This is a genomic window from Humibacter ginsenosidimutans, assembly GCF_007859675.1.
In the GTDB taxonomy this organism is placed as follows: domain Bacteria; phylum Actinomycetota; class Actinomycetes; order Actinomycetales; family Microbacteriaceae; genus Humibacter; species Humibacter ginsenosidimutans.
Genome location: NZ_CP042305.1, coordinates 559,592 through 579,336, shown reverse-complemented (window position 1 = coordinate 579,336; position 19,745 = coordinate 559,592). Strand labels below are relative to the sequence as shown.

At 67.2% G+C, this 19,745-nt stretch carries 19 protein-coding genes; 16 read left to right on the top strand and 3 right to left on the bottom strand.

The window, feature by feature from the left end; translation table 11 throughout:
- Positions 1–5 precede the first annotated feature (5 nt).
- The 8 genes from ruvC (at position 6) to FPZ11_RS02765 (ending at position 8,186) form a co-directional block, all read left to right on the top strand.
- Positions 6–587 (top strand): crossover junction endodeoxyribonuclease RuvC, encoded by a 582-nt coding sequence (ruvC, locus tag FPZ11_RS02800; protein WP_146322653.1) that lies wholly within the window; start codon positions 6–8, stop codon positions 585–587.
- Complete coding sequence (ruvA, locus tag FPZ11_RS02795) at positions 584–1,201, top strand: Holliday junction branch migration protein RuvA (protein WP_146318196.1); 618 nt, start codon at positions 584–586, stop codon at positions 1,199–1,201. The genes ruvC and ruvA overlap by 4 nt, the downstream gene beginning before the upstream one ends.
- Complete coding sequence (ruvB, locus tag FPZ11_RS02790; RefSeq protein ID WP_146318194.1) at positions 1,198–2,235, top strand: Holliday junction branch migration DNA helicase RuvB; 1,038 nt, start codon at positions 1,198–1,200, stop codon at positions 2,233–2,235. The genes ruvA and ruvB overlap by 4 nt, the downstream gene beginning before the upstream one ends.
- A gap of 78 nt (positions 2,236–2,313) precedes the next feature.
- On the top strand, positions 2,314–2,724 hold the full coding sequence (gene yajC / locus FPZ11_RS02785; RefSeq protein WP_246846498.1) for a preprotein translocase subunit YajC: 411 nt from the start codon (positions 2,314–2,316) through the stop codon (positions 2,722–2,724).
- Positions 2,725–2,790: 66 nt separating this feature from the next.
- On the top strand, positions 2,791–4,530 hold the full coding sequence (secD, locus tag FPZ11_RS02780) for a protein translocase subunit SecD (protein WP_146318190.1): 1,740 nt from the start codon (positions 2,791–2,793) through the stop codon (positions 4,528–4,530).
- A complete protein-coding gene (gene secF, locus FPZ11_RS02775) occupies positions 4,530–5,552 on the top strand; it encodes a protein translocase subunit SecF (RefSeq protein WP_146318188.1) in 1,023 nt (340 codons plus the stop codon). Before secD ends, secF begins: the two co-directional genes overlap by 1 nt.
- Complete coding sequence (locus tag FPZ11_RS02770; protein ID WP_246846496.1) at positions 5,549–5,911, top strand: rhodanese-like domain-containing protein; 363 nt, start codon at positions 5,549–5,551, stop codon at positions 5,909–5,911. The genes secF and FPZ11_RS02770 overlap by 4 nt, the downstream gene beginning before the upstream one ends.
- Before the next feature lie 22 nt (positions 5,912–5,933).
- Positions 5,934–8,186 (top strand): RelA/SpoT family protein, encoded by a 2,253-nt coding sequence (locus FPZ11_RS02765; protein WP_146318186.1) that lies wholly within the window; start codon positions 5,934–5,936, stop codon positions 8,184–8,186.
- Here the strand turns inward: FPZ11_RS02765 and FPZ11_RS02760 are convergent.
- The 3 genes from FPZ11_RS02760 to FPZ11_RS02750 form a co-directional block, all read right to left on the bottom strand.
- A complete protein-coding gene (locus FPZ11_RS02760; protein WP_168203720.1) occupies positions 8,173–8,697 on the bottom strand; it encodes a type IV toxin-antitoxin system AbiEi family antitoxin in 525 nt (174 codons plus the stop codon). The two genes, FPZ11_RS02765 and FPZ11_RS02760, sit on opposite strands and share 14 nt — an antisense overlap.
- Before the next feature lie 138 nt (positions 8,698–8,835).
- Complete coding sequence (locus tag FPZ11_RS02755) at positions 8,836–10,065, bottom strand: DUF349 domain-containing protein (protein WP_146318182.1); 1,230 nt, start codon at positions 10,063–10,065, stop codon at positions 8,836–8,838.
- Between the two features lie 101 nt (positions 10,066–10,166).
- The gene (locus FPZ11_RS02750) at positions 10,167–11,024 is read right to left on the bottom strand and encodes a peptidylprolyl isomerase (RefSeq protein ID WP_246846494.1); all 858 of its coding nucleotides are present in this window, start codon (positions 11,022–11,024) and stop codon (positions 10,167–10,169) included.
- 131 nt (positions 11,025–11,155) lie between these two features.
- Between FPZ11_RS02750 and FPZ11_RS02745 the strand changes: the two genes are divergently transcribed.
- From FPZ11_RS02745 to FPZ11_RS02710, 8 genes are all read left to right on the top strand, one after another.
- On the top strand, positions 11,156–12,556 hold the full coding sequence (locus FPZ11_RS02745; RefSeq protein WP_146318180.1) for a replication-associated recombination protein A: 1,401 nt from the start codon (positions 11,156–11,158) through the stop codon (positions 12,554–12,556).
- A gap of 274 nt (positions 12,557–12,830) precedes the next feature.
- Positions 12,831–13,454 carry a 30S ribosomal protein S4 gene (rpsD, locus tag FPZ11_RS02740; protein ID WP_146318178.1) on the top strand — a complete coding sequence of 208 codons (624 nt, stop codon included), beginning with the start codon at positions 12,831–12,833 and terminating at the stop codon, positions 13,452–13,454.
- Positions 13,455–13,538: 84 nt separating this feature from the next.
- Complete coding sequence (locus FPZ11_RS02735) at positions 13,539–13,910, top strand: DUF948 domain-containing protein (RefSeq protein ID WP_146318176.1); 372 nt, start codon at positions 13,539–13,541, stop codon at positions 13,908–13,910.
- A 73-nt stretch (positions 13,911–13,983) separates the two neighbouring features.
- Positions 13,984–14,199: a hypothetical protein gene (locus FPZ11_RS02730; RefSeq protein WP_146318174.1), complete on the top strand. Its 216-nt coding sequence runs from the start codon at positions 13,984–13,986 to the stop codon at positions 14,197–14,199.
- A 38-nt stretch (positions 14,200–14,237) separates the two neighbouring features.
- Positions 14,238–16,910, top strand: a complete 2,673-nt coding sequence (gene alaS, locus FPZ11_RS02725; RefSeq protein ID WP_146318172.1) for an alanine--tRNA ligase — start codon at positions 14,238–14,240, stop codon at positions 16,908–16,910.
- Between the two features lie 7 nt (positions 16,911–16,917).
- Positions 16,918–17,385, top strand: coding sequence for a Holliday junction resolvase RuvX (gene ruvX, locus FPZ11_RS02720; protein WP_210415939.1), 468 nt, complete (start codon positions 16,918–16,920; stop codon positions 17,383–17,385).
- Positions 17,386–17,470: 85 nt separating this feature from the next.
- Complete coding sequence (mltG, locus tag FPZ11_RS02715) at positions 17,471–18,793, top strand: endolytic transglycosylase MltG (RefSeq protein WP_146318169.1); 1,323 nt, start codon at positions 17,471–17,473, stop codon at positions 18,791–18,793.
- Positions 18,774–19,700 carry a shikimate dehydrogenase family protein gene (locus FPZ11_RS02710; protein WP_246846493.1) on the top strand — a complete coding sequence of 309 codons (927 nt, stop codon included), beginning with the start codon at positions 18,774–18,776 and terminating at the stop codon, positions 19,698–19,700. Before mltG ends, FPZ11_RS02710 begins: the two co-directional genes overlap by 20 nt.
- The last annotated feature ends 45 nt before the right edge of the window (positions 19,701–19,745 follow it).

Here is a 19,745-nt window from a genome sequence, read left to right as displayed (position 1 = left end):
CCGTGGTGCGGGTGCTCGGGATCGACCCCGGACTGACCCGCTGCGGCGTGGGTGTGGTCGACGTCGCGCCCGACAGGAGGGCGACCCTGGTGGCCGTGACGGTCATCCGTTCAGCCCCCGACCTCGCTTTGGAGCGTCGACTGCTCACGATCGGCGACGGCATCGAGGCGCTCATGGACGAGCACAAGCCCGACGCCGTGGCGATCGAGCGCGTCTTCGCCCAGCACAACGTGCGCACCGTGATGGGCGTGGCGCAGATCAGCGGTGTCGCGCTGCACTCCGCGGCGAAACGCCATCTCCCCGTCGGGCTGCACACACCGAGCGAGGTCAAGGCCGCCATCACCGGATACGGCACCGCCGAGAAGCGACAGGTGCAGAACATGGTGGCCAAGGTGCTCGGCATGACCGAGATACCGAAGCCGGCGGACGCGGCAGACGCGCTGGCGATCGCCATCTGCCACGCCTGGAACGCTCCGCTGGTGCGACCGGATGCCGGGGGCGTGTCCCTGACACCGGCCCAACAGGCGTGGCGCGCCGCCGAGAAGACCGCGAGAGGGTCGGTGGGCACCCGTAGGCTTGCGAAGTGATCTCCTCCCTTCGCGGAACAGTTCTGCAGGCATCCGACGGCGTCGCCGTGATCGACGTCGGTGGAGTGGGATACGCGGTACAGGTCACGCCCGATCACGCGCGCAGCCTGCGCACCGGCGAGGAGGCGATCGTCTACACGTCGATGATCGTTCGCCAGGAATCGATAGCCCTCTTCGGCTTCCCCGCACGTGAGCACCTGGGTGTGTTCGACGCCCTGATCGGGGTCTCCGGCGTCGGACCGAAATCCGCGCTCGGCGTGCTCGCCGCCTTGTCGCCCGACGAGATCGCACTCGCTGTCGCATCCGACGACGACAGCGCCTTCCGCAAGGTCAGCGGGATCGGGCCGAAGACCGCCAAGCTCATCGTCGTCTCGCTCACCGGCAAGCTGTTCGCTCCGGCCAGGCCGGTGCAGAACGTCGCCCAGATTCCGCGCTCGGACGTTTCCGACAGTGTCGTGATCGCCCTCGTCGGGCTCGGCTGGGCCGAGAAGACCGCCACCGATGTCGTGCGCGAGCTGGTCGACGAATACGCGGAACCGGAGCGTGACACCGTGCAGGCACTCCTGCGGCTGGCGCTCTCCCGTCTCGGTCCGACGGCGAGGCAGCAGGCATGAGCGACGACCTGACGACCCCCGAGGCGCAGTCCGAGGCCGAGCTCGCGTTCGAGGGTGCACTGCGACCGAAATCCCTCGCGGAGTTCGTCGGTCAGTCGAAGGTGCGTGGTCAGCTTCAACTGCTGCTGACGGCCGCCCGCATGCAGGAACGCACGCCCGACCACATTCTGCTCGCCGGTCCGCCCGGCCTCGGCAAGACGACGCTCGCGATGATCGTCGCGCACGAGAGCGGACGCACGCTGCGCATGTCGAGCGGACCCGCCATCCAGCATGCCGGCGATCTGGCGGCGCTCCTGTCGTCGCTCGTGCCGGGCGAGGTGCTCTTCATCGACGAGATCCACCGCATGGCGCGCTCCGCCGAGGAGATGCTCTACCTGGCGATGGAGGACTTCCGCATCGACATCATGGTGGGAAAGGGCGCAGGGGCGACCTCGATCCCGCTCGACCTCGCGCCCTTCACACTCGTCGGCGCGACCACGCGCTCAGGGCTGCTGCCCAACCCCCTGCGCGACCGCTTCGGCTTCACCGCACATCTCGAGTTCTACGACGACGCGGAGCTCGAGCAGGTTCTCACCAGGGCCGCACAGCTGCTCGACTTCGAGGTCGACAGGGATGCAATCGCCGAGATCGCAGGCAGATGCCGCGGCACTCCGCGCATCGCGAACCGCCTGCTGCGTCGTGTGCGCGACTACGCGCTCGTGCACGGCGGACGCGCCGATCGCAGTGCCGTGCGACAGGCTCTCGAGCTCTACGACGTCGACGAGCTGGGACTCGACCGCATCGACCGCGCCGTCATGCAGGCCATTCTCACCAGGTTCGACGGAGGACCGGTCGGGCTCAACACGCTGGCCGTGTCGGTCGGCGAAGAGGCCGATACGATCGAGTCGGTCGTCGAGCCGTTCCTCGTCCGCATCGGCCTCATCACGCGCACTCCGCGAGGGCGTGTGGCCACGCCGATGGCCTGGGATCATCTGGGAATCCCCAGAAGGCCCACTGCAGGCGCGCAGCAAGCGCTCTTCACGGATGACCTATAATCCTGTAGCAGCCCGCAGCCCCCATGAACGATGAGGTGGTTGTCGCACGCCCCCTCATTTCGGAAGGTTTCATTCACTTTGGATCAGACAACACTGACCATCGTCATGGTCGTCATTCTGGCGGTCCTGATCTTCTTCATGTTCCGCAGCAGCCGTAGACGGCAGAAGCAGCAGCAGGAGCTCCAGAAGCAGGTCGTTCCCGGCGCGACGGTCATGACCAACTTCGGTGTGTTCGGCACGATCGTGTCCATCGACGAAGAGAACAACAAGGTCGAGCTGGAGACGAGCCCAGGCCACATCCTCACGGTGCATCGCCAGACGATCGGCCGCGTGGAGACGATGCCGGAGACCACCGAGACGGTCGATGCCGACTCCGCGGACACCGAGGTCGAGGCCGCAGCCACCGACGAGAAGCCGCAGTACGGCGAGCGGATCGAGGATGCCGGCACCGCTTCGGACACCGCCGAGTCGAAGAAGACCGACGAGTAGTCCTTCCTGCCTTCGTGCGGCGACCGGCATCGGTCGCCGCACGCGTATAGAAAGCTGAGTTCTGCCGTGGCAAAGTCGTCTCCGGTGAGGAACGCGTCCAGATCGTTGGTCTGGCTCGGTGCGATCGTCGTCGTCCTCGGGCTCGTGCTCGGCGGCGGCGTGCTGTTCGCCGGCGCGAGCTTCATGCCGAAACTCGGCCTCGACCTCGAGGGCGGCACCGAGATCATCCTGACCCCCCAGCTCGAGGGCGGTCAGACCATCAGCAGCGACGAGCTGAACCAGGCGGTGTCGATCATCCGCGAGCGCGTCGACGCTTCGGGTGTGTCGGAGGCCCAGGTCAGCACCCAGGGCAGCGACAACATCGTGGTCGCGATTCCCGGCACGCCCGACCAGGCGACGATGAACCGCATCAAGTCGTCGTCGAAGATGGAGTTGCGTCCGGTTCTGCTCACCGGATCGCCGACCAACACGTTCGTCGGATCGAACGGCAAGACCACGCCGTATCCGTCGCCGGCACCGTCGTTGCAGTCCACTCCGACGTCGAAGCCGACGAACGGCAGCGACACCGCGTGGGTCACCCCTGCCCTGCAAGCGCAGTACGACGCGTTCGACTGCTCGTCGCTGAAGAAGGACTCCACGAATTCGGCGCCTGCGAACGAACCGCTGATCACATGCGACGACACGCTGTCGGCGAAGTACCTGCTCGGCCCCGTCGAGGTCGAAGGATCCGACATCACCAACGCCACGGCGGGCATCGCGACCGACTCCAGCGGCAACACGACCGGTCAGTGGGTCGTGAACCTCACCTTCAACTCGAAGGGCACCAAGGACTTCGCGGCGGTGAGCACGCGGCTCTACGGGTACTACAGCCAGGACTCGAGCGATCCGCGTTCGCGCTTCGCCTTCGTGCTCGACGGCAAGGTGCTCGAGGCTCCTGCGATGCAGGGCGCGATCACCAACGGTGAGGCCCAGATCAGCGGAAGCTTCGACCAGACCTCGGCGACCACGCTCGCCGACCAGCTCAAGTTCGGCGCCCTGCCGGTGAGCTTCAAGGTGCAGAGCTCCGACACCATCTCCGCCACCCTTGGCTCCGCTCAACTGCTGAGCGGTCTCATCGCCGGAGGCATCGGTCTGCTTCTGGTCGTGATCTACACGCTCTTCCAATATCGACTGCTCGGACTCGTGACGATCACCTCGCTGGTCGTCGCCGCCCTGCTGACGTACCTCGTGATCGCGATCCTGTCGTGGCGCATCGACTATCGACTGTCTCTCGCCGGTGTCGCAGGTCTCATCGTGGCCATCGGATTCACCGCAGACTCGTTCATCGTGTACTTCGAACGAATACGCGACGAGTTGCGCGACGGGAGAACTCTCGAATCCGCCGTGGAGGCGGGCTGGAAGCGCGCGAAGCGCACCATCTACGCGTCCAAGTCCACGAACCTGCTCGCGGCCATCGTGCTGTACGTGCTCGCCGTCGGCAACGTGCAGGGCTTCGCGTTCACACTCGGCGTGACCACGGTGCTCGACGTGCTCATCGTCATCCTGTTCACGCACCCGACCTTGCAATTGCTGGCGCGAACCCGGTTCTTCTCCAGCGGGCATCGACTCTCAGGGCTCGATCCGGATGCTCTGGGCGCTGTCTACCGCGGAGCCGCACAGTTCCGCACCTCCACCGCCGTCTCCGATGGCAAGCGCGCCTCCAGCAGCCGTGAGGCCGCTCGACGCCAGACCATCGCCGAGCGCAAGCAGGCCGAACTGGTCGCCGCGAACGGTGGCAAGGACGAGAAGGACGAGAAGGAGTCCTGATGCCCGCGACACGCTTCCAGAAGTTCGGCAACGACCTCTACACCGGTGCGCGCTCGATCGACTTCGTCGGCAAACGCAAGATCTGGTACGCCATCGCCGCGGTGCTCATCATCGCGTCGATCATCATCCCGATCGCCAAGGGCGGCTTCAACTTCGGCATCGACTTCCGCGGCGGTTCGCAGTTCACCGTCTCGAACGTCTCCACCACGGATCAGTCGCTGGCCGAGCAGGCGGTGCACGATGTGAAGCCGAACGCGGCCGTGCAGGTCAGCGAGACCCGGGGAACCGGCGGTGCCGGCATCCAGGTGCAGACGGACCAGCTCACCACCGACCAGACCAAGCAGGTCGCCGCGAACCTCGGCCGCGCCTACGGGGTGCAGCAGAAGAACGTCGCGTCGACATACATCGGGCCCAGCTGGGGTGCCGACGTCTCGCGTCAGGCGATCCAGGGCCTCGTGGTCTTCCTGCTGCTCGCGTTCATCGCCATGGCGCTCTACTTCCGAACGTGGAAGATGTCGGCAGCGGCCATCATCTCGCTGTTCCACGACCTCATCATCACGGCGGGTGTGTACGCACTCGTCGGTTTCGAGATCACGCCGGCCACGATGATCGGATTCCTGACGATTCTCGGCTACTCGCTGTACGACACCGTCGTGGTGTTCGACAAGATCCGCGAGAACACGCGTGAAGACAAGGAAGCTCTGAAACACACGTTCGCGGAGTCGGTCAACCTCGCGGTGAACCAGACATTGGTGAGGTCGATCAACACGGCGGTCGTCGCCGCGCTACCGGTGGCCGCGATCCTGTTCATCGGAGCGTTCGTGCTCGGCGCCGACACGCTGCGCGACATCTCGCTCGCACTGTTCATCGGAATCCTGATCGGCACGTACTCGACGATCTTCATCGCGGCGCCGCTGTATGCCGACTTCCGACACGGCGAGAAGGAGATCGCCAAACACGATCGCAAGGTTCTCGCTGCGCGAGCGAAGGCTCCGTCGACCGAGGCGGTCCCCGCCAAGTGACGGGTGCACCGGCGAGCTCGATCTCGGCGGCGGAGGCCATTCCGCTCGTCGAAGACGGCTCGCTGTGGCTGCTCGACGTGCGGGAAGGCTACGAGTGGCAGTCCGGCCATGCTCCCGGAGCACACCACATCCCGCTCGGTGAGCTCGCACTCCGTCAGGGAGAGCTGCCGGACGACGCGAGGATCGCGGTGATCTGCCACCTCGGTCAGCGCTCGCTGATGGTGGCCGACGCTCTGGCGGATGCGGACTACGACGTCGTCGACATCGCCGGCGGCATCGTCGCCTGGCAGGCGTCAGGGGGTGAGCTGGTCTCCGCTGTCAGCGGACCCTCGGGCGACGCCGGAACCGAGTCACGATAATGGTTGTCGGGAGGCGATGCTGATGGTCGACACGACAACGCAGCAGTCCGCCTCTTTGCGCCGACTCGTGCCGCGCATCTTCTCCCGAGCCCAGCAGCCTGCGGGTGCCGTCGACACCCTGCTGAAGACGGTGCGAATGCACCACCCGAAAGCGGATCTGGCGCTGATGGAGCGCGCCTACGCAGTGGCGGCCGGCGCACACGAGGGCCAGACGAGACAGAGCGGCGAACCGTACATCACGCACCCGGTCGCGGTGGCGCAGATCCTTGCGGACCTCGGCATCGGCTCCAAGGCGATCGCGGCGGCCCTCCTGCACGACACCGTCGAAGACACCGACTACTCGCTCGACGAGCTGCGCGCGGACTTCGGCGACGAGATCGCGATGCTCGTCGACGGCGTCACGAAGCTCGACAAGGTCAAGTATGGCGAGAGCGCGCAAGCCGAGACCGTGCGAAAGATGATCGTCGCGATGTCCAAAGACATCCGTGTGCTCATCATCAAGCTGGCCGACCGCCTGCACAACGCCCGCACCTGGGGCTTCGTACCACCGGCGAAAGCCACCCGCAAGGCGACGGAGACGCTCGAGATCTACGCGCCGCTTGCCCACCGGCTGGGCATCCAGGCGATCAAGTGGGAGCTCGAAGACCTGTCCTTCGCCGTGCTCTATCCCAAGCTCTACGTGGAGATCGAGAACCTGGTCAAGCAGCGCTCGCCGGAGCGCGAGCGGGTCGTGCAGAGTGTGACGGATGCCATCAACGATGACCTCAAGTCCGCCAAGATCCGCGGCAAGGTCGTCGGACGTCCGAAGCAGTACTACTCGATCTACCAGAAGATGGTCGTGCGAGGGCGCGAGTTCGACGAGATCTACGACCTGGTGGGCATCCGCGTGATCGTGAACTCGGTGCGCGATTGCTACGCCGTGCTGGGGCAGATCCACGCCAGGTGGACGCCGATGCCCGGTCGGTTCAAGGACTACATCGCCACGCCGAAGTTCAACCTCTACCAGTCGCTGCACACCACGGTGATCGGCCCGGAGGGGCGTGCCGTGGAGATCCAGATCCGCACGGAGGAGATGCATCAGCGCGCCGAGTTCGGTGTCGCCGCGCACTGGAAGTACAAAGAACGCGTCGCGGGCAGCAAGTCGGATTCGACCAAGGTCGATGCCGACATGGCGTGGTTGGCGCACATCTCCGATTGGCAGGCCGAGACCGCCGACCCCAGCGAATTCCTCGACTCGCTGCGGTTCGAGATCGGCGCGAAAGAGGTCTACGTCTTCACCCCGAAGGGCCGTGTCATCGGTCTGCCGAGCGGTGCGACCCCCGTCGATTTCGCCTACGCCGTGCACACCGAGGTCGGTCACCGCACGATGGGCGCCAAGGTGAACGGCCGCCTCGTGCCCCTCGAATCGCCCCTGTCGACCGGTGATGTCGTCGAGGTGTTCACCTCGAAGAACCCCGATTCGGGACCGAGCCAGGACTGGCTCAACTTCGTGAAGAGCCCTCGGGCGCGCAACAAGATCCGCCAGTGGTTCACGAAGGAACGCCGCGACGAGGCGATCGAGCAGGGCAAGGATGCCATCGCCCGCGCGATGCGCAAGCAGAACCTTCCCCTCCAGCGGTTGATGTCCCAGGACTCGCTGGGCGAGGTCGCCGCCCAGATGAAGTACGACGACGTCTCTGCGCTGTACGCAGCCATCGGCGAGGGCCACGTGAGCACGCAGTCCGTGCTCGAGAAGGTCGTCGCCTCGCTGCAGTCGGAGACCGAAAGCGACGTCACCGAGCTCCCCCCGCCCGCCCGCGTCCGCGGTCACCGGCTGCGCAACAGCGACTCCGGTGTGCTGGTGCGAGGGGCGCCCGACATTCTCGTCAAGCTCGCGAAGTGCTGCACACCGGTGCCGGGCGACCCCATCATCGGTTTCATCACGCGCGGCTCCGGCGTGAGTGTGCATCAGGCGGACTGCCACAACGTGCAAGATCTGCTGCGTGAACCGGAACGCATGATCGACGTCGAGTGGGCCCCCTCGTCGAAGAGCGTCTTCCTGGTGCAGATCCAGGTCGAGGCGCTCGACCGCTCCGGGCTGCTCTCGGACGTGACGAGGGTGCTCTCCGAGCATCACGTGAACATCCTCTCCGCGACGGTCTCGACCTCGAGCGATCGTCTCGCTCTCAGCCGCTTCGTGTTCGAGATGGGTGACACGACCCACCTCGACCGCGTGCTGAACGCCGTGCGGCGCATCGACGCCGTCTACGACGTGTATCGGGTCAACGCCGGCTGACGGCGGCCATCCGCTCCCAGCGCCCCACGCTGCGAAGCGCGTCGATCTTGCCCGGCAGATTGCGGGCGGCCTCGATTCGCCGCGCACACCCCTCGGCGAGCTCGGGCCAGCGCACGAGGACGCCCAGCGCGTCATCGTCCCGGCCCTCCGTTTTCGTGAGCGCAAGGTCAAACAGCGTGCGCGCCGGCACCGTCACGCCGATGCCGCAGACGCGCGCGACGTCATCCGGATCGTGCGTCACCTCACGCACGACGTAACGCGGCGTAGGCGGCACCTTGATCCGGTCGGAGCGCGGCACGCACATCGTGTGCACTCTCGGAGCCGCGGCGCGCACGCCGAAGAGCCACGTGGCCGTCGAGAGTTCCGCCATCATGCGGGTCCCCGCGCTCCGGCGCAGCGCCTCGGCCCTCAGCCAGAGGCTCTCGACCTCGTCGACGGGGGAGAAGCACTCATCGACGGCGAAGAGTTCACCGTCGAGCCGAGCCGCGTGCAGCTCGGCGAGCGGAAGCACGACGGGGTCGAGCACGGATGCCATCGCAGGAGCCATGGCTCCATGGTCGCGTCAGCGGGCCACGGCATTCGTGTCACACGGGTCGATCGGTGGATAACACGTTCACCGTGCCGACGGTGGACACATCACGTTCGGGAATCAGTGGATGGCGGAGAGCCAGGCCTTGCGGGCGTCGAGAGCTTCCTGCGCCTGCTGGATGGCCTTGGCGTCGCCGGACGCCTTCGCCTGCTCGAGCTCCGCTTCCAGCTTCGCGATGGCGTCGGTGAGCTGTGCCGCGAGTCCCTCCGAGCGCGCCTTCTTCTCCGGGTTGCTGCGCTCCCAGTGCTCGTCGTCCAGTCGGCGCACGGCGGTCTCGACCTTGCGCAGCCGCTCCTCAACGGACTTCAGCTGGTCGCGCGGGACCTTGCCGATGGCATCCCACCTGGTCTGGATCGAAAGCAACGCCGCCCGCGCCTGTGTGCGGTCGGTGGCCTTGAGAAGGGGCTCGGCCTCTTCGAGCAGGGCCAGCTTCTGCTCGAGGTTCTGCTGGAACTCCTCGTTCTCGATGGCGTCGGTCTCGGCCTTCGCCGCGTAGAGCACGTCGCCGGCGGCCTTGAATCGCGCCCACAGCGCGTCATCGTTGCGCTTGCCGGCGCGGCCGGCACGCTTCCAGTCGTCGAGAAGTGCTCGGTACTGCGGCACGCCGTCTGCGCCGAGCGGAGCGAGTGCCTCTGCACGCTCGATCAGTTCGGTCTTGCGGGCTCGCACGTCGCGGTGCTGCGTGTCGAGCTCGGCGAAGAACGCCTTGCGGTTGCGTTCCAGCGTGGTGCGGGCCGCACGGAAGCGCTTCCACAGCTCGTTGGCCTCGTTCTTCGGGATGCGCGGGCCGTCGTGCTGGTGCGCCTGCCACGCGGCGAACAGCTCATCGAGCCTGGCACCGGCCTGCTTCCACTGCGTCTTCGCCGGGTCTTCGGCGGCCAGCGCCTCGACCTGCTCGACGATGGCGGTGCGCTCGACGATCGCCTGCTCGACGGCGGCCTTCGCCTCGGCGGTCTGCTGCTCGGTCAGCTCCTCGACGGTGCCGCCGAGCTTCGCGAGCCTGGCATCGAGAGCGCCTAGATCACCGACGGCGTTCGCATTCGCGACGGTCTCGCGCAGTGAGGCGACGGCCTTGGCCACGTCGTTGGCGGGAGCGCCGCGGCGCGCGCGCTGTTCGAGGAGCATGACCTGACCGGCGAGGTCCGCGTACTTGCGCTCGAAGTAGGCGAGCGCCTCCTCTGCGGAAGCGTCGGGGTACTCACCGACCACACGTTCACCGTCTGCGGTCCGCACGTAGACCACGCCTGCTTCGTCGACGCGGCCCCACGGCTGCTGATCACTGCTTGACACGAGCCTCACCTGCTTGAGAAGACGGTCGGATCGACCGTCGTGGATGCCTACAAGAGCCTATTGCACGAGCACGCACCGACTCGGGTCGGTGCTGCCAGACGTTACTTGAGTGTGAACGACTTGATCGTCGGGGTCACGGCCGGGGTTCCGTCGCTGCCGCCACCCTTGACGCCCTTGTCCGTGACGTCGGTCTTCAGCTGATCGAGCCCGCTCGTGATCTTGCCGATCACGGTGTACCCGCCGGCGCTGTCGTTCGGGATGGTGGAGTCGCCGTAGACGATGAAGAACTGGCTTCCGTTGCTGTAGGCGTTGTCCGTCTGGCGCGCCATCGCGATCATGCCCTCCGTGTACTTGCCGTCGCTCGGCGCGTTCTCGACCGGGCCGAAGCTGTAGCCAGGGCCACCGCTTCCGGTCGCCGTCGGATCGCCGCACTGCAGCACCTTGAACGTGGCGCCGGTCGTGAGCCGGTGGCACTTCGTGTTGTCGAAGAACTTCTTCTGCGTCAGTGAGACCATCGACGAGACCGCCTGCGGTGCCTTCGCACCGTCGAGCGAGACGCCGAGATCGATGCCGTTGATGTCGAGCGTTCCCGTCCAGGTGCGGTTTTCGGCAAGCGACTTCGAGGGCACATCGCCCGTGTTCTTGCCCGTCGCGGCCGGCGTCGGGGTGGGTGTGGGGGTCGACGTGGCCGTCGCCTTGGGGGATGCGACGGGCTTGCCCGGCCCGGAAGAGAAGTAGGTGATCTGGAACACCGTCGCCAGCACCAGCACGACGACCACCACGCCGCCCGCGATCAGGTTGTCGCGCACACGCCTTTTCTTCGTGTGCTCGTGCACCGCCTGGCGCGCCCGGTAGGCGCGCAGACGTTCGCGCGCCTGACGCGCGTCACGGTCGTTCTGCTTCTTCGCGGACACGGGCATCCTCCACGGGGCGTCGTCCGACGCCGAGTCAGGGGTCATCGAGGACCTTGCGGGCCTGGGATCGAGGCCGGGCCGATCCCAGCCTGAACTCTATCGCGGCATTGCTGTGCCCCCGTGTTCCACATGACCGCAGCGGCGCGCTGTCGGCGCCACCTCTTATCCTTGTGGGCATGCCGAGCACACAGCAGGGTCTGCGCACGGCCGCAACCCCGCTTGCGGTGCGCATGCGCCCACGTCGCATCGACGAGATCGCGGGCCAGCGTCATCTGCTCACCCCCGGCTCCCCGTTGGTGTCGCTCGCCGGAGACAAGACGGGGGAGCGCGGCTCGGTCTCGGTGATCCTCTGGGGCCCACCCGGAACGGGCAAGACGACGATCGCCCAGGTGATCGCGCATTCCTCCGGACGCCGTTTCGTCGAACTCTCCGCGGTCACCGCGGGGGTGCGCGACGTGCGCGCCGTGATGGAGGAGGCGCAGTCGAACCGCGACCTCTACGGCGTCTCCACGGTGCTCTTCCTCGACGAGATCCACCGGTTCACGAAGGCGCAGCAGGACGCCCTGCTTCCCGGAGTGGAGAACGGCTGGGTCATCCTCGTCGCCGCCACGACCGAGAACCCGTCGTTCTCGGTGATCTCCCCGCTTCTCTCACGCTCCCTGCTGCTCACGCTCGAACAGCTCTCCGACGACGACCTCGGCACCCTGATCGACCGGGCCGTGCGCGACGAGCGCGGATTGAAGGATGCCGTCACCCTCGCCGCCGACGCCCGCGCGGCACTCATCCGCCTGGCCTCCGGCGACGCACGCCGCGCGCTCACCGCCTTGGAGGCTGCCGCGAACTCCGCGCTCGACGGCGCGCGGGTCGCTGCGGATGACTCGGGAGACGCCGACGACGAGGAGGGCGCGGAGCGGGAGTCGAAGGGGGCCGCTGCCGTCGCACCGGTCGTGACCGCCGAGCTGGTGGCATCCGCCGTCGACCGCGCGCTGCTGCGCTACGACCGCAACGGTGACGAGCACTACGACGTGATCAGCGCCTTCATCAAGTCGGTGCGCGGTTCCGACGTCGATGCTGCGCTGCACTACCTGGCTCGCATGATCGAGGCGGGCGAAGACCCGCGTTTCATCGCCAGGCGCATCATCGTGCTCGCCTCCGAAGACATCGGCATGGCCGACCCGACGGCGTTGGGCGTCGCCGTCGCGGCCGCCGACGCCGTGCAGTACATCGGCATGCCCGAGGGCCGCATCCCGCTCGCCCAGGCCGTCGTGCATCTGGCGACGGCACCGAAGTCGAATGCCGCCTACATGGCGCTGGACGCCGCCATCGCCGACGTGCGCGCCGGCAAGATCGGCCGCGTGCCGAAGCACCTCAGAGACGCGCACTATCCGGGCGCGAAGCGGCTCGGGCACGGAAAAGGGTACAAGTACCCGCACGACGACGACCTCGGCGTCGTGCGCCAGGACTACCTTCCCGATGCTCTGAAGAACACGCAGTACTACGCGCCGACGGAGCACGGCAACGAGCGCGAGATCTCAGCACGGCTCGCGAAACTGCGTCGGATCACACGAGGCGGCTGACGTCGGGGTCGCCACCGTCGTTCTGGTATCATTGATGGGCCGAGACAAAGGATTCCGTGCGGCTGCGGGCATCCTTTTCGACAGGGAACGCACTCTGTAGCCGAGTGTCCCCGGCCAATCCCTCCCATTGCGAAAGCGACCATGGCGGTGCTGCGCGTCTTGCGCCGCCCGTGCACGTCACCCGACGTGCGTCGCCGGATCAGCCAATGGCTGCCCACCGGCTCCCGCCGGCAGGGGGCAGCACAAGTGAGAAGAACCATACGAAAGGACAAACGTGTCTTCACGTTCCCGCAGCAAGACCCGCCTCTCGCGGTCGCTGGGCGTCGCCCTCACCCCGAAGGCCGCGCGCATCCTCGAGAAGCGCCCCTACGCTCCCGGCGAGCACGGCCGCACCAAGCGCAAGGCCGACAGCGACTACGCCGTTCGTCTTCGTGAGAAGCAGCGTCTGCGCGCTCAGTACGGCATCCGCGAGAAGCAGCTGCGCATCGCGTTCAACGAGGCCCGTCGCACCCAGGGCCTGACCGGTGAGAACCTCGTCGAGCTGCTCGAGATGCGTCTCGACGCCCTCGTGCTGCGCGCCGGCTTCGCCCGCACGACCGCGCAGGCCCGCCAGTTCGTCGTGCACCGTCACATCCTCGTCGACGGCAAGATCGTCGACCGCCCGTCGTTCCGCGTGAAGCCGGGTCAGCTCATCCACGTCAAGGCCCGCTCCGAGGGCACCGAGCCGTTCCAGGTCGCGGCCGCCGGCGGCCACGCCGACGTGCTCCCGAAGGTCCCGGCCTACCTCGACGTCGAGCTCGACAAGCTGCAGGCGCGCCTCGAGCGTCGCCCCAAGCGCGCGGAGATCCCCGTGACCTGTGATGTGCAGCTCGTGGTCGAGTACTACGCCGCGCGCTAGTCTCACACCTACTACGCTGGAGGGCGGGTCGTCTCAGACGGCCCGCCCTTCGACATATTCCAGAACCGGAATGGATGGTGCCGCGTGTCAGGTGGAGACATCGCAGGGCTGATCGCCGCCGGAGTGTTCGCGGTGCTCGTCGCCTTGCTCGCTGTTCCGCTCGTGAAGCTGGGCAAGGTCTTCGACCAGACCACGGACTCGATCAAGGACGTCAGTGACGGCATCACCCCGATTCTCGAGGAGACGACCGAGACGCTCCGCGAGACGAACAAGCAGCTGGCCAGGGTGGATGCCATCACCCGCAACGTGCAGGACGTCACCGGCAACGTGTCGGCGCTCATCGCTCTGTTCGCCGCCACGGTCGGCGGGCCCCTCATCAAGCTCGCGGGCTTCAGCGCCGCGGTGCGGGCGGCGTTCCGGTTCGGACGGCCGCGCAAGGGCGACCACGCGGAGTGACGGCGGCGCTCACCCCCGGCGCAGCATCCGGCACTACCATCGAGCAGTTCACGAACACTAGGAGAGCAAGCAGATGAAGAGTTTCCTCTGGTTCGTCGTCGGCATCGGCGCCGGCTTCGCGATCGCGCACCAGGTGAACAAGACCGAGCAGGGCAAGCAGTTCTTCGATGAGCTCGACCGCAAGGCCCACGATTTCGGCGCCGCCGTGAGTGAGGGCTATCGCAAGCGCGAAGCCGAGTTGCGCGCCGTGATCGACGACGCAGAAGACACCATCGCCGACCTCTCCTAGGGCCATCAGGCACCTTCCCACACCGAACGAACGGAACCATGCAGACCGCACCCCTCTCGACGGCAGAGATCCGACGCCGCTTTCTGGACTTCTTCGCCGAGCGCGGCCACACCATCGTGCCGTCGGCCTCGCTCGTCAGCGATGACCCGACCCTCCTGTTCACGATCGCCGGCATGGTGCCGTTCGTGCCGTATCTCACCGGTCTCGTGCCGCCGCCGTATCCGCGCATCGCCGACTCGCAGAAGTGCATCCGCACGCTCGACATCGACGAGGTCGGCAAGACACCCCGCCACGGCACCTTCTTCCAGATGCTCGGCAACTGGTCGTTCGGCGACTACTTCAAGAAGGACGCGATCACGTTCGCCTGGGAGCTTCTGACCACTCCCGAGGACGAAGGCGGTCTCGGGTTCGATCCCAACGATCTGTGGGTCACGGTCTACGAAGACGACGACGAGGCGCGCGGCTACTGGCGGGAGGTCGCCGGCCTTCCCGACGAGCGCATCCAGGGCCTCGGCAAGGACACGAACTACTGGTCGACCGGTGTTCCGGGACCGGCCGGACCGTGTTCAGAGATCTTCTTCGACCGCGGCCCCGCATACGGGATCGACGGGGGACCTGCCACCGACGACGACCGGTACGTCGAGATCTGGAACCTCGTGTTCATGCAGTACCTGCGTGGCGAGGGAACGGGCAAGGCCGACTTCGAGATCATCGGCGAGCTGCCGAAGAAGAACGTCGACACGGGCATGGGCCTGGAGCGCGTGGCCTTCATCAAGCAGGGCGTCGAGAACTTCTACGAGATCGACGAGGTGCGTCCGGTTCTCGACAAGGCCGCCGAGATCAGCGGCAAGGCCTACGGTGCGAACCACGAGGACGATGTGCGGATGCGCGTGGTCGCCGATCACGTGCGCAGCGCGCTCATGCTCATGTCCGACGGTGTCACGCCATCGAACGAGGGCCGCGGATACATCCTGCGACGTCTGCTTCGCCGCACCGTGCGCGCGATGCGCCTGCTCGGCGTGGAGACGGCGACCTTCCCCGCACTGTTCGCGGAGTCGCGTGACGCGATGAAGGCGACCTATCCCGAGGTCGCCACCGACTACGACCGGATCTCGCACCTGGCGTTCTCCGAAGAGGACACGTTCCTGCGCACGCTCGCCAGCGGAACGACGATCCTCGACACCGCGGTGTCGAACACCAAGGCGGCAGGCAAGTCGCAGCTCGCAGGCGACACCGCGTTCCTGCTGCACGACACCTACGGGTTCCCGATCGACCTCACCCTCGAGATCGCCGAGGAGGCGGGGCTCTCCGTCGACCGTTCGGCGTTCGACGCGCTGATGGCCGAGCAGAAGTCGAAGGCGAAGGCCGATGCCCGCGCCAAGAAGCGCGCGATCGCCGACCTCTCGGTCTACAGCGATCTGCGCGGCAAGGGCGAGACCGTCTTCACCGGGTACACCGAGCTGCAGACGGAGTCGCGGGTGCTGGGCATCATCGTCGACGGGGTGTCGGTGCCGCGGGCATCCGAGGGCCAGGTCGCCGAGATCATCCTCGCCGAGACCGCCCTCTACGCGGAGTCTGGCGGACAGGACGCCGACCAGGGCGTGATCGTCGGCCCCGGCTACGAGCTCGAGGTTCTCGATGTGCAGAAGCCCGTCAAGGGGCTGATCAGCCACACCGTGCAGGTGACGCGCGGCGAGGTCGGCGTCGACGACATCGCGACGAGCGTGGTGGATGCCGACTACCGCAGGGGCGCGCGTCAGGCGCACTCCGGCACCCACATCATCCATGCAGCGCTGCGTCAGGTGCTGGGCCCGAACGCCCACCAGTCCGGTTCGTACAACAAGGCCGGCTACCTGCGGCTCGACTTCTCCTGGAACCAGGGACTCTCGCCGGAGACGCGCAGCGAGATCGAGGAGATCTCGAACAACGCGATCCGCGACGATCTCGAGGTGATCACGCGCGAGCTGCCGCTCGACGAGGCGAAGGCGCTCGGCGCCATGGCCCTGTTCGGCGAGAAGTACGGCGACGTCGTGCGCGTGGTGGATATCGGCGGCCCATGGTCGCGCGAGCTGTGCGCCGGAACGCACGTGAGCTCCAGCTCCGAGATCGGCATGATCAACCTGATCAGCGAGTCGTCGGTGGGGTCGACCAACCGGCGGGTCGAGTCGCTGGTGGGCATCGAGGCGTTCCGCGACCTGGCCGCAGAGCGCGCCATCGTGGCGCAGCTCAGCGGCAGCTTGAAGACGCCGAGGGAGCAGCTGCCCGAGCGCATCAATGATCTCGTGGCGAGCCTCAAGGCTGCGGAGAAGAAGATCGCCGCGTTCGAGGCACGCGCGGTGTTGGACAGGGTTCCCGCTTTGCTGGAGAAGGCCGACCGCGCCGGTGCCGTACGCCTCGTCGCCGAGAACGCAGGCACGCTCGGCTCGTCCGACGATCTGCGTCTGCTCGTCACCACGGTGCGCGAGCGACTCGGTTCCGATCCGGCCGTCGTTGCGCTGGCCGCCGTCGTGGGCGACAGGCCCGTCGTGATCGTGGCCACGAACCAGGCCGCGCGAGACTCGGGCGCGAAGGCCGGTGCCCTCGCCAAGGGCGCGGCGTCCGTGCTCGGCGGCGGAGGAGGCGGCAAGGACGACCTCGCCCAGGGCGGCGGGTCGGATGCCTCGGCGATCGACGCGGCGCTGACGTCCGTGCGCAGCGCACTGGGAGGGTAGCGACATCGTGCGCAGCGGCGTGCGCATCGGTGTCGATGTCGGCAGGGCACGCATCGGCGTGAGCCGCAGCGACCCGGACGGGATGCTCGCCCTGCCGGTGGAGACGGTGGCTCGCGTCGACGACGGCGGCGATGTGGCGCGCATCCAGGCGCTTGTCACGGAATTCGGAGCGGCGGAGATTATCGTCGGTCTTCCGTTGTCGCTCTCGGGAGCGCACACGGCGTCGACGGACGATGCGATCGAGTTCGCGTCCCGTCTGTCGAATGCGTGTGCACTGCCGGTACGGCTCGTCGACGAACGGCTGTCGACGGTGTCGGCGCAGAGTGCGCTGCATGCGTCGGGACGCACTACGCGGAACTCCCGGTCTGTGGTCGACCAGGCCGCTGCCACGGTAATTTTGCAGCACGCCCTCGACACCGAACGCTCGAGCGGCCGGCCGCCGGGCGAGCTCGTGAGCACGAGTCCCGCGAACTGAGACCATTGGACCCCCAGCTGTGACCCAACCCCAGCCGCCCGGCTCACCCCAGCCGGACCCCTCGTTCGATGACGAGCGACCCCCGATGACACGCAGGGAGGCTCGGGAGCGGGAGGCCCGTCTGGCGGCTCAGCAGACCGGCGAGATCGGCGTGCAGAACCCGGCGGAAACGGTACCCGATGCCGATCCGCACGGCTCGTTCTGGGCGGGACTCAACGCGGAGGAGGCCGTCGAGGAGCCGACACAGACATCCGGCGGAGATCACGGCAGGCCACCGCACGCCTGGGCCAGTCTCGACTACCCGACCGACGGCAAGGATGCCCGCCCTACGCGCCCGAAGCGCAAGCGCCGCTGGTTGACGGTCACCATCGTCACCGTGGTCATCCTCGGCCTGCTCGGCGGGGGAGCGGTCTTCGTCTGGAACGCGTTCCAGCCCCAGGTGCAGAAGCTGCTCGCCATGAACGAGCCGAACGACTACACGGGATCCGGAACGACTCCGGTGACCATCACCATCCACGACGGCGACACGGGCAGCTCGGTCGCCGACACGCTGGCCAAGGCGGGTGTGGTCAAGACCTCCGACGCGTTCTACACACTCCTGCTGCACACCAAGCCCGACCCCGTGTTCCAGCCCGGCGTCTACAAGGTCAAGAAGCAGATGAGCGCGAAGTCCGCGCTCGCGGCGCTGCAGGATCCGAAGAACAAGCTCGAGCGCACGATCACCATCACAGAGGGCGAGACCGAGGCGCAGATCCTGCCGGAGCTGGCGAAGATCACCGGGGTGTCGCTCGCCGATCTCCAGGCCGCCGCGAAGCCCGCGGACTTCGGTCTTCCCGCCCAGGCGAAGAACCTCGACGGGTTCCTCTTCCCCGCCACGTACACCTTCGACCCGGGAGTCGATGCGAAGGCCGTGATCACGACGCTCGTGAATCGGGCGAACCAGGCGTTCGACGATGACGGCGTGACCGCCGCCGAACGCTGGAACACCGTGATCCTTGCCTCGATCGTGCAGAAGGAGGCGGGCAGCGACGCCGACATGGGCAAGGTCGCCAGGGTCTTCACGAACCGGATCGCCCAGGGCATGCGGCTGCAGTCCGACGCCACCGTCGCCTACGGCGCGGGCGTGAAGACCGTGTTCACCACCGACGCGGAGCGCAACGACGCCAACAATCCGTACAACACCTATGCGCACGACGGGCTGCCCGTCGGTCCGATCTCGAACCCGGGGGACGCCGCGATCAAGGCTGCGCTGCAGCCAACGCCCGGTTCGTGGCTGTACTTCGTCACCATCAACCTCAAGACGGGGGAGACGGCGTTCTCCACGACGCAGGCCGAACACGATGCGGCCGTGGCCCAGCTGCAGGCGTGGTGCAACGCGAGCGCGGCGAATGATGCTTACTGCCAGTGACGGGCGGCGCGAACTGGCCGTGCTCGGCTCGCCGATCGCCCACTCGAAGTCTCCGGTGCTGCATGCCACCGCGTACGAGGCCCTCGGACTTCCATGGTCGTACGACCGCGCAGAGGTCGTGCCGGACACCCTGCGCGACTATGTGGAATCACGGCCCGCTGACTGGCGCGGCCTCTCGCTCACCATGCCGCTCAAGCAGTCAGTGCTGCCCCTGGTGGCCTCGCTCGACGAGTCTGCGCGACTCACCGGTGCCGCCAACACCATCCTCTTCGACACGGATGCCGGTGGCGGCAGACTGCTCCGCGGCTTCAACACCGACGTGCCCGGCATCGTGCGCGCCCTCGCCGCCGCCGGAACCCCGAGTGCGCGGCAGGTGCTCGTGTGGGGCGGAGGTGCCACCGCGGCATCCGCGGTGATGGCGGCGGCCGAACTCGGCGCAGAGCAGATCACTGTGCAGGTACGCACGCCGTCACGTGCCCAGTCCCTCATCGAACTGGGCCGCTCGGTGGGCCTGCGGGTTCAGATCACGCGGTTCGGCGAGGGGCCAGCCACTCGTCCCGACCTCGTGATCAGCACGCTCCCGGGTTCGGCGGGTTCGGACGGCGCAGCGGGGTCTGTCGTGCGAGGCGAAGAGGTGGCACGGGCCGCGGCGGACGGCGTCCTCCTGCTCGACGTCGCCTACGATCCGTGGCCGACGGACATCGTGAAGGCGTGGAGCCTGTCGGGCAAGGCGGGGAACGGGCACGCGAACGTGCTCTCCGGCCTGGCGATGCTCGTGCACCAGGCGCTGTTGCAGGTTCGCATCTTCGTGACGGGGGATCCGGAGATTCCGTTGCCGCGCGAGGCATCCGTGCTGGCGGCCATGCTCACCGCCGTGGGTCTCGACGCGTCGGGTCGTCCTCTCTGAGCGCTGCCTCTCCTGGCCAGGCGCACCGCGCCCGCATGCCAGAAT

Bases quoted from the DNA above. Each gene is read 5' to 3' on its own strand.
- FPZ11_RS02730 (WP_146318174.1), top strand. From the start codon at position 13,984: ATGAAGAGTTTCCTCTGGTTCGTCGTCGGCATCGGCGCCGGCTTCGCG.
- mltG (WP_146318169.1), top strand. From the start codon at position 17,471: ATGACACGCAGGGAGGCTCGGGAGCGGGAGGCCCGTCTGGCGGCTCAG.
- FPZ11_RS02750 (WP_246846494.1), bottom strand. From the start codon at position 11,024: ATGACCCCTGACTCGGCGTCGGACGACGCCCCGTGGAGGATGCCCGTG.
- FPZ11_RS02710 (WP_246846493.1), top strand. From the start codon at position 18,774: ATGATGCTTACTGCCAGTGACGGGCGGCGCGAACTGGCCGTGCTCGGC.
- ruvB (WP_146318194.1), top strand. From the start codon at position 1,198: ATGAGCGACGACCTGACGACCCCCGAGGCGCAGTCCGAGGCCGAGCTC.
- secF (WP_146318188.1), top strand. From the start codon at position 4,530: ATGCCCGCGACACGCTTCCAGAAGTTCGGCAACGACCTCTACACCGGT.
- FPZ11_RS02765 (WP_146318186.1), top strand. From the start codon at position 5,934: ATGGTCGACACGACAACGCAGCAGTCCGCCTCTTTGCGCCGACTCGTG.
- FPZ11_RS02745 (WP_146318180.1), top strand. From the start codon at position 11,156: ATGCCGAGCACACAGCAGGGTCTGCGCACGGCCGCAACCCCGCTTGCG.
- alaS (WP_146318172.1), top strand. From the start codon at position 14,238: ATGCAGACCGCACCCCTCTCGACGGCAGAGATCCGACGCCGCTTTCTG.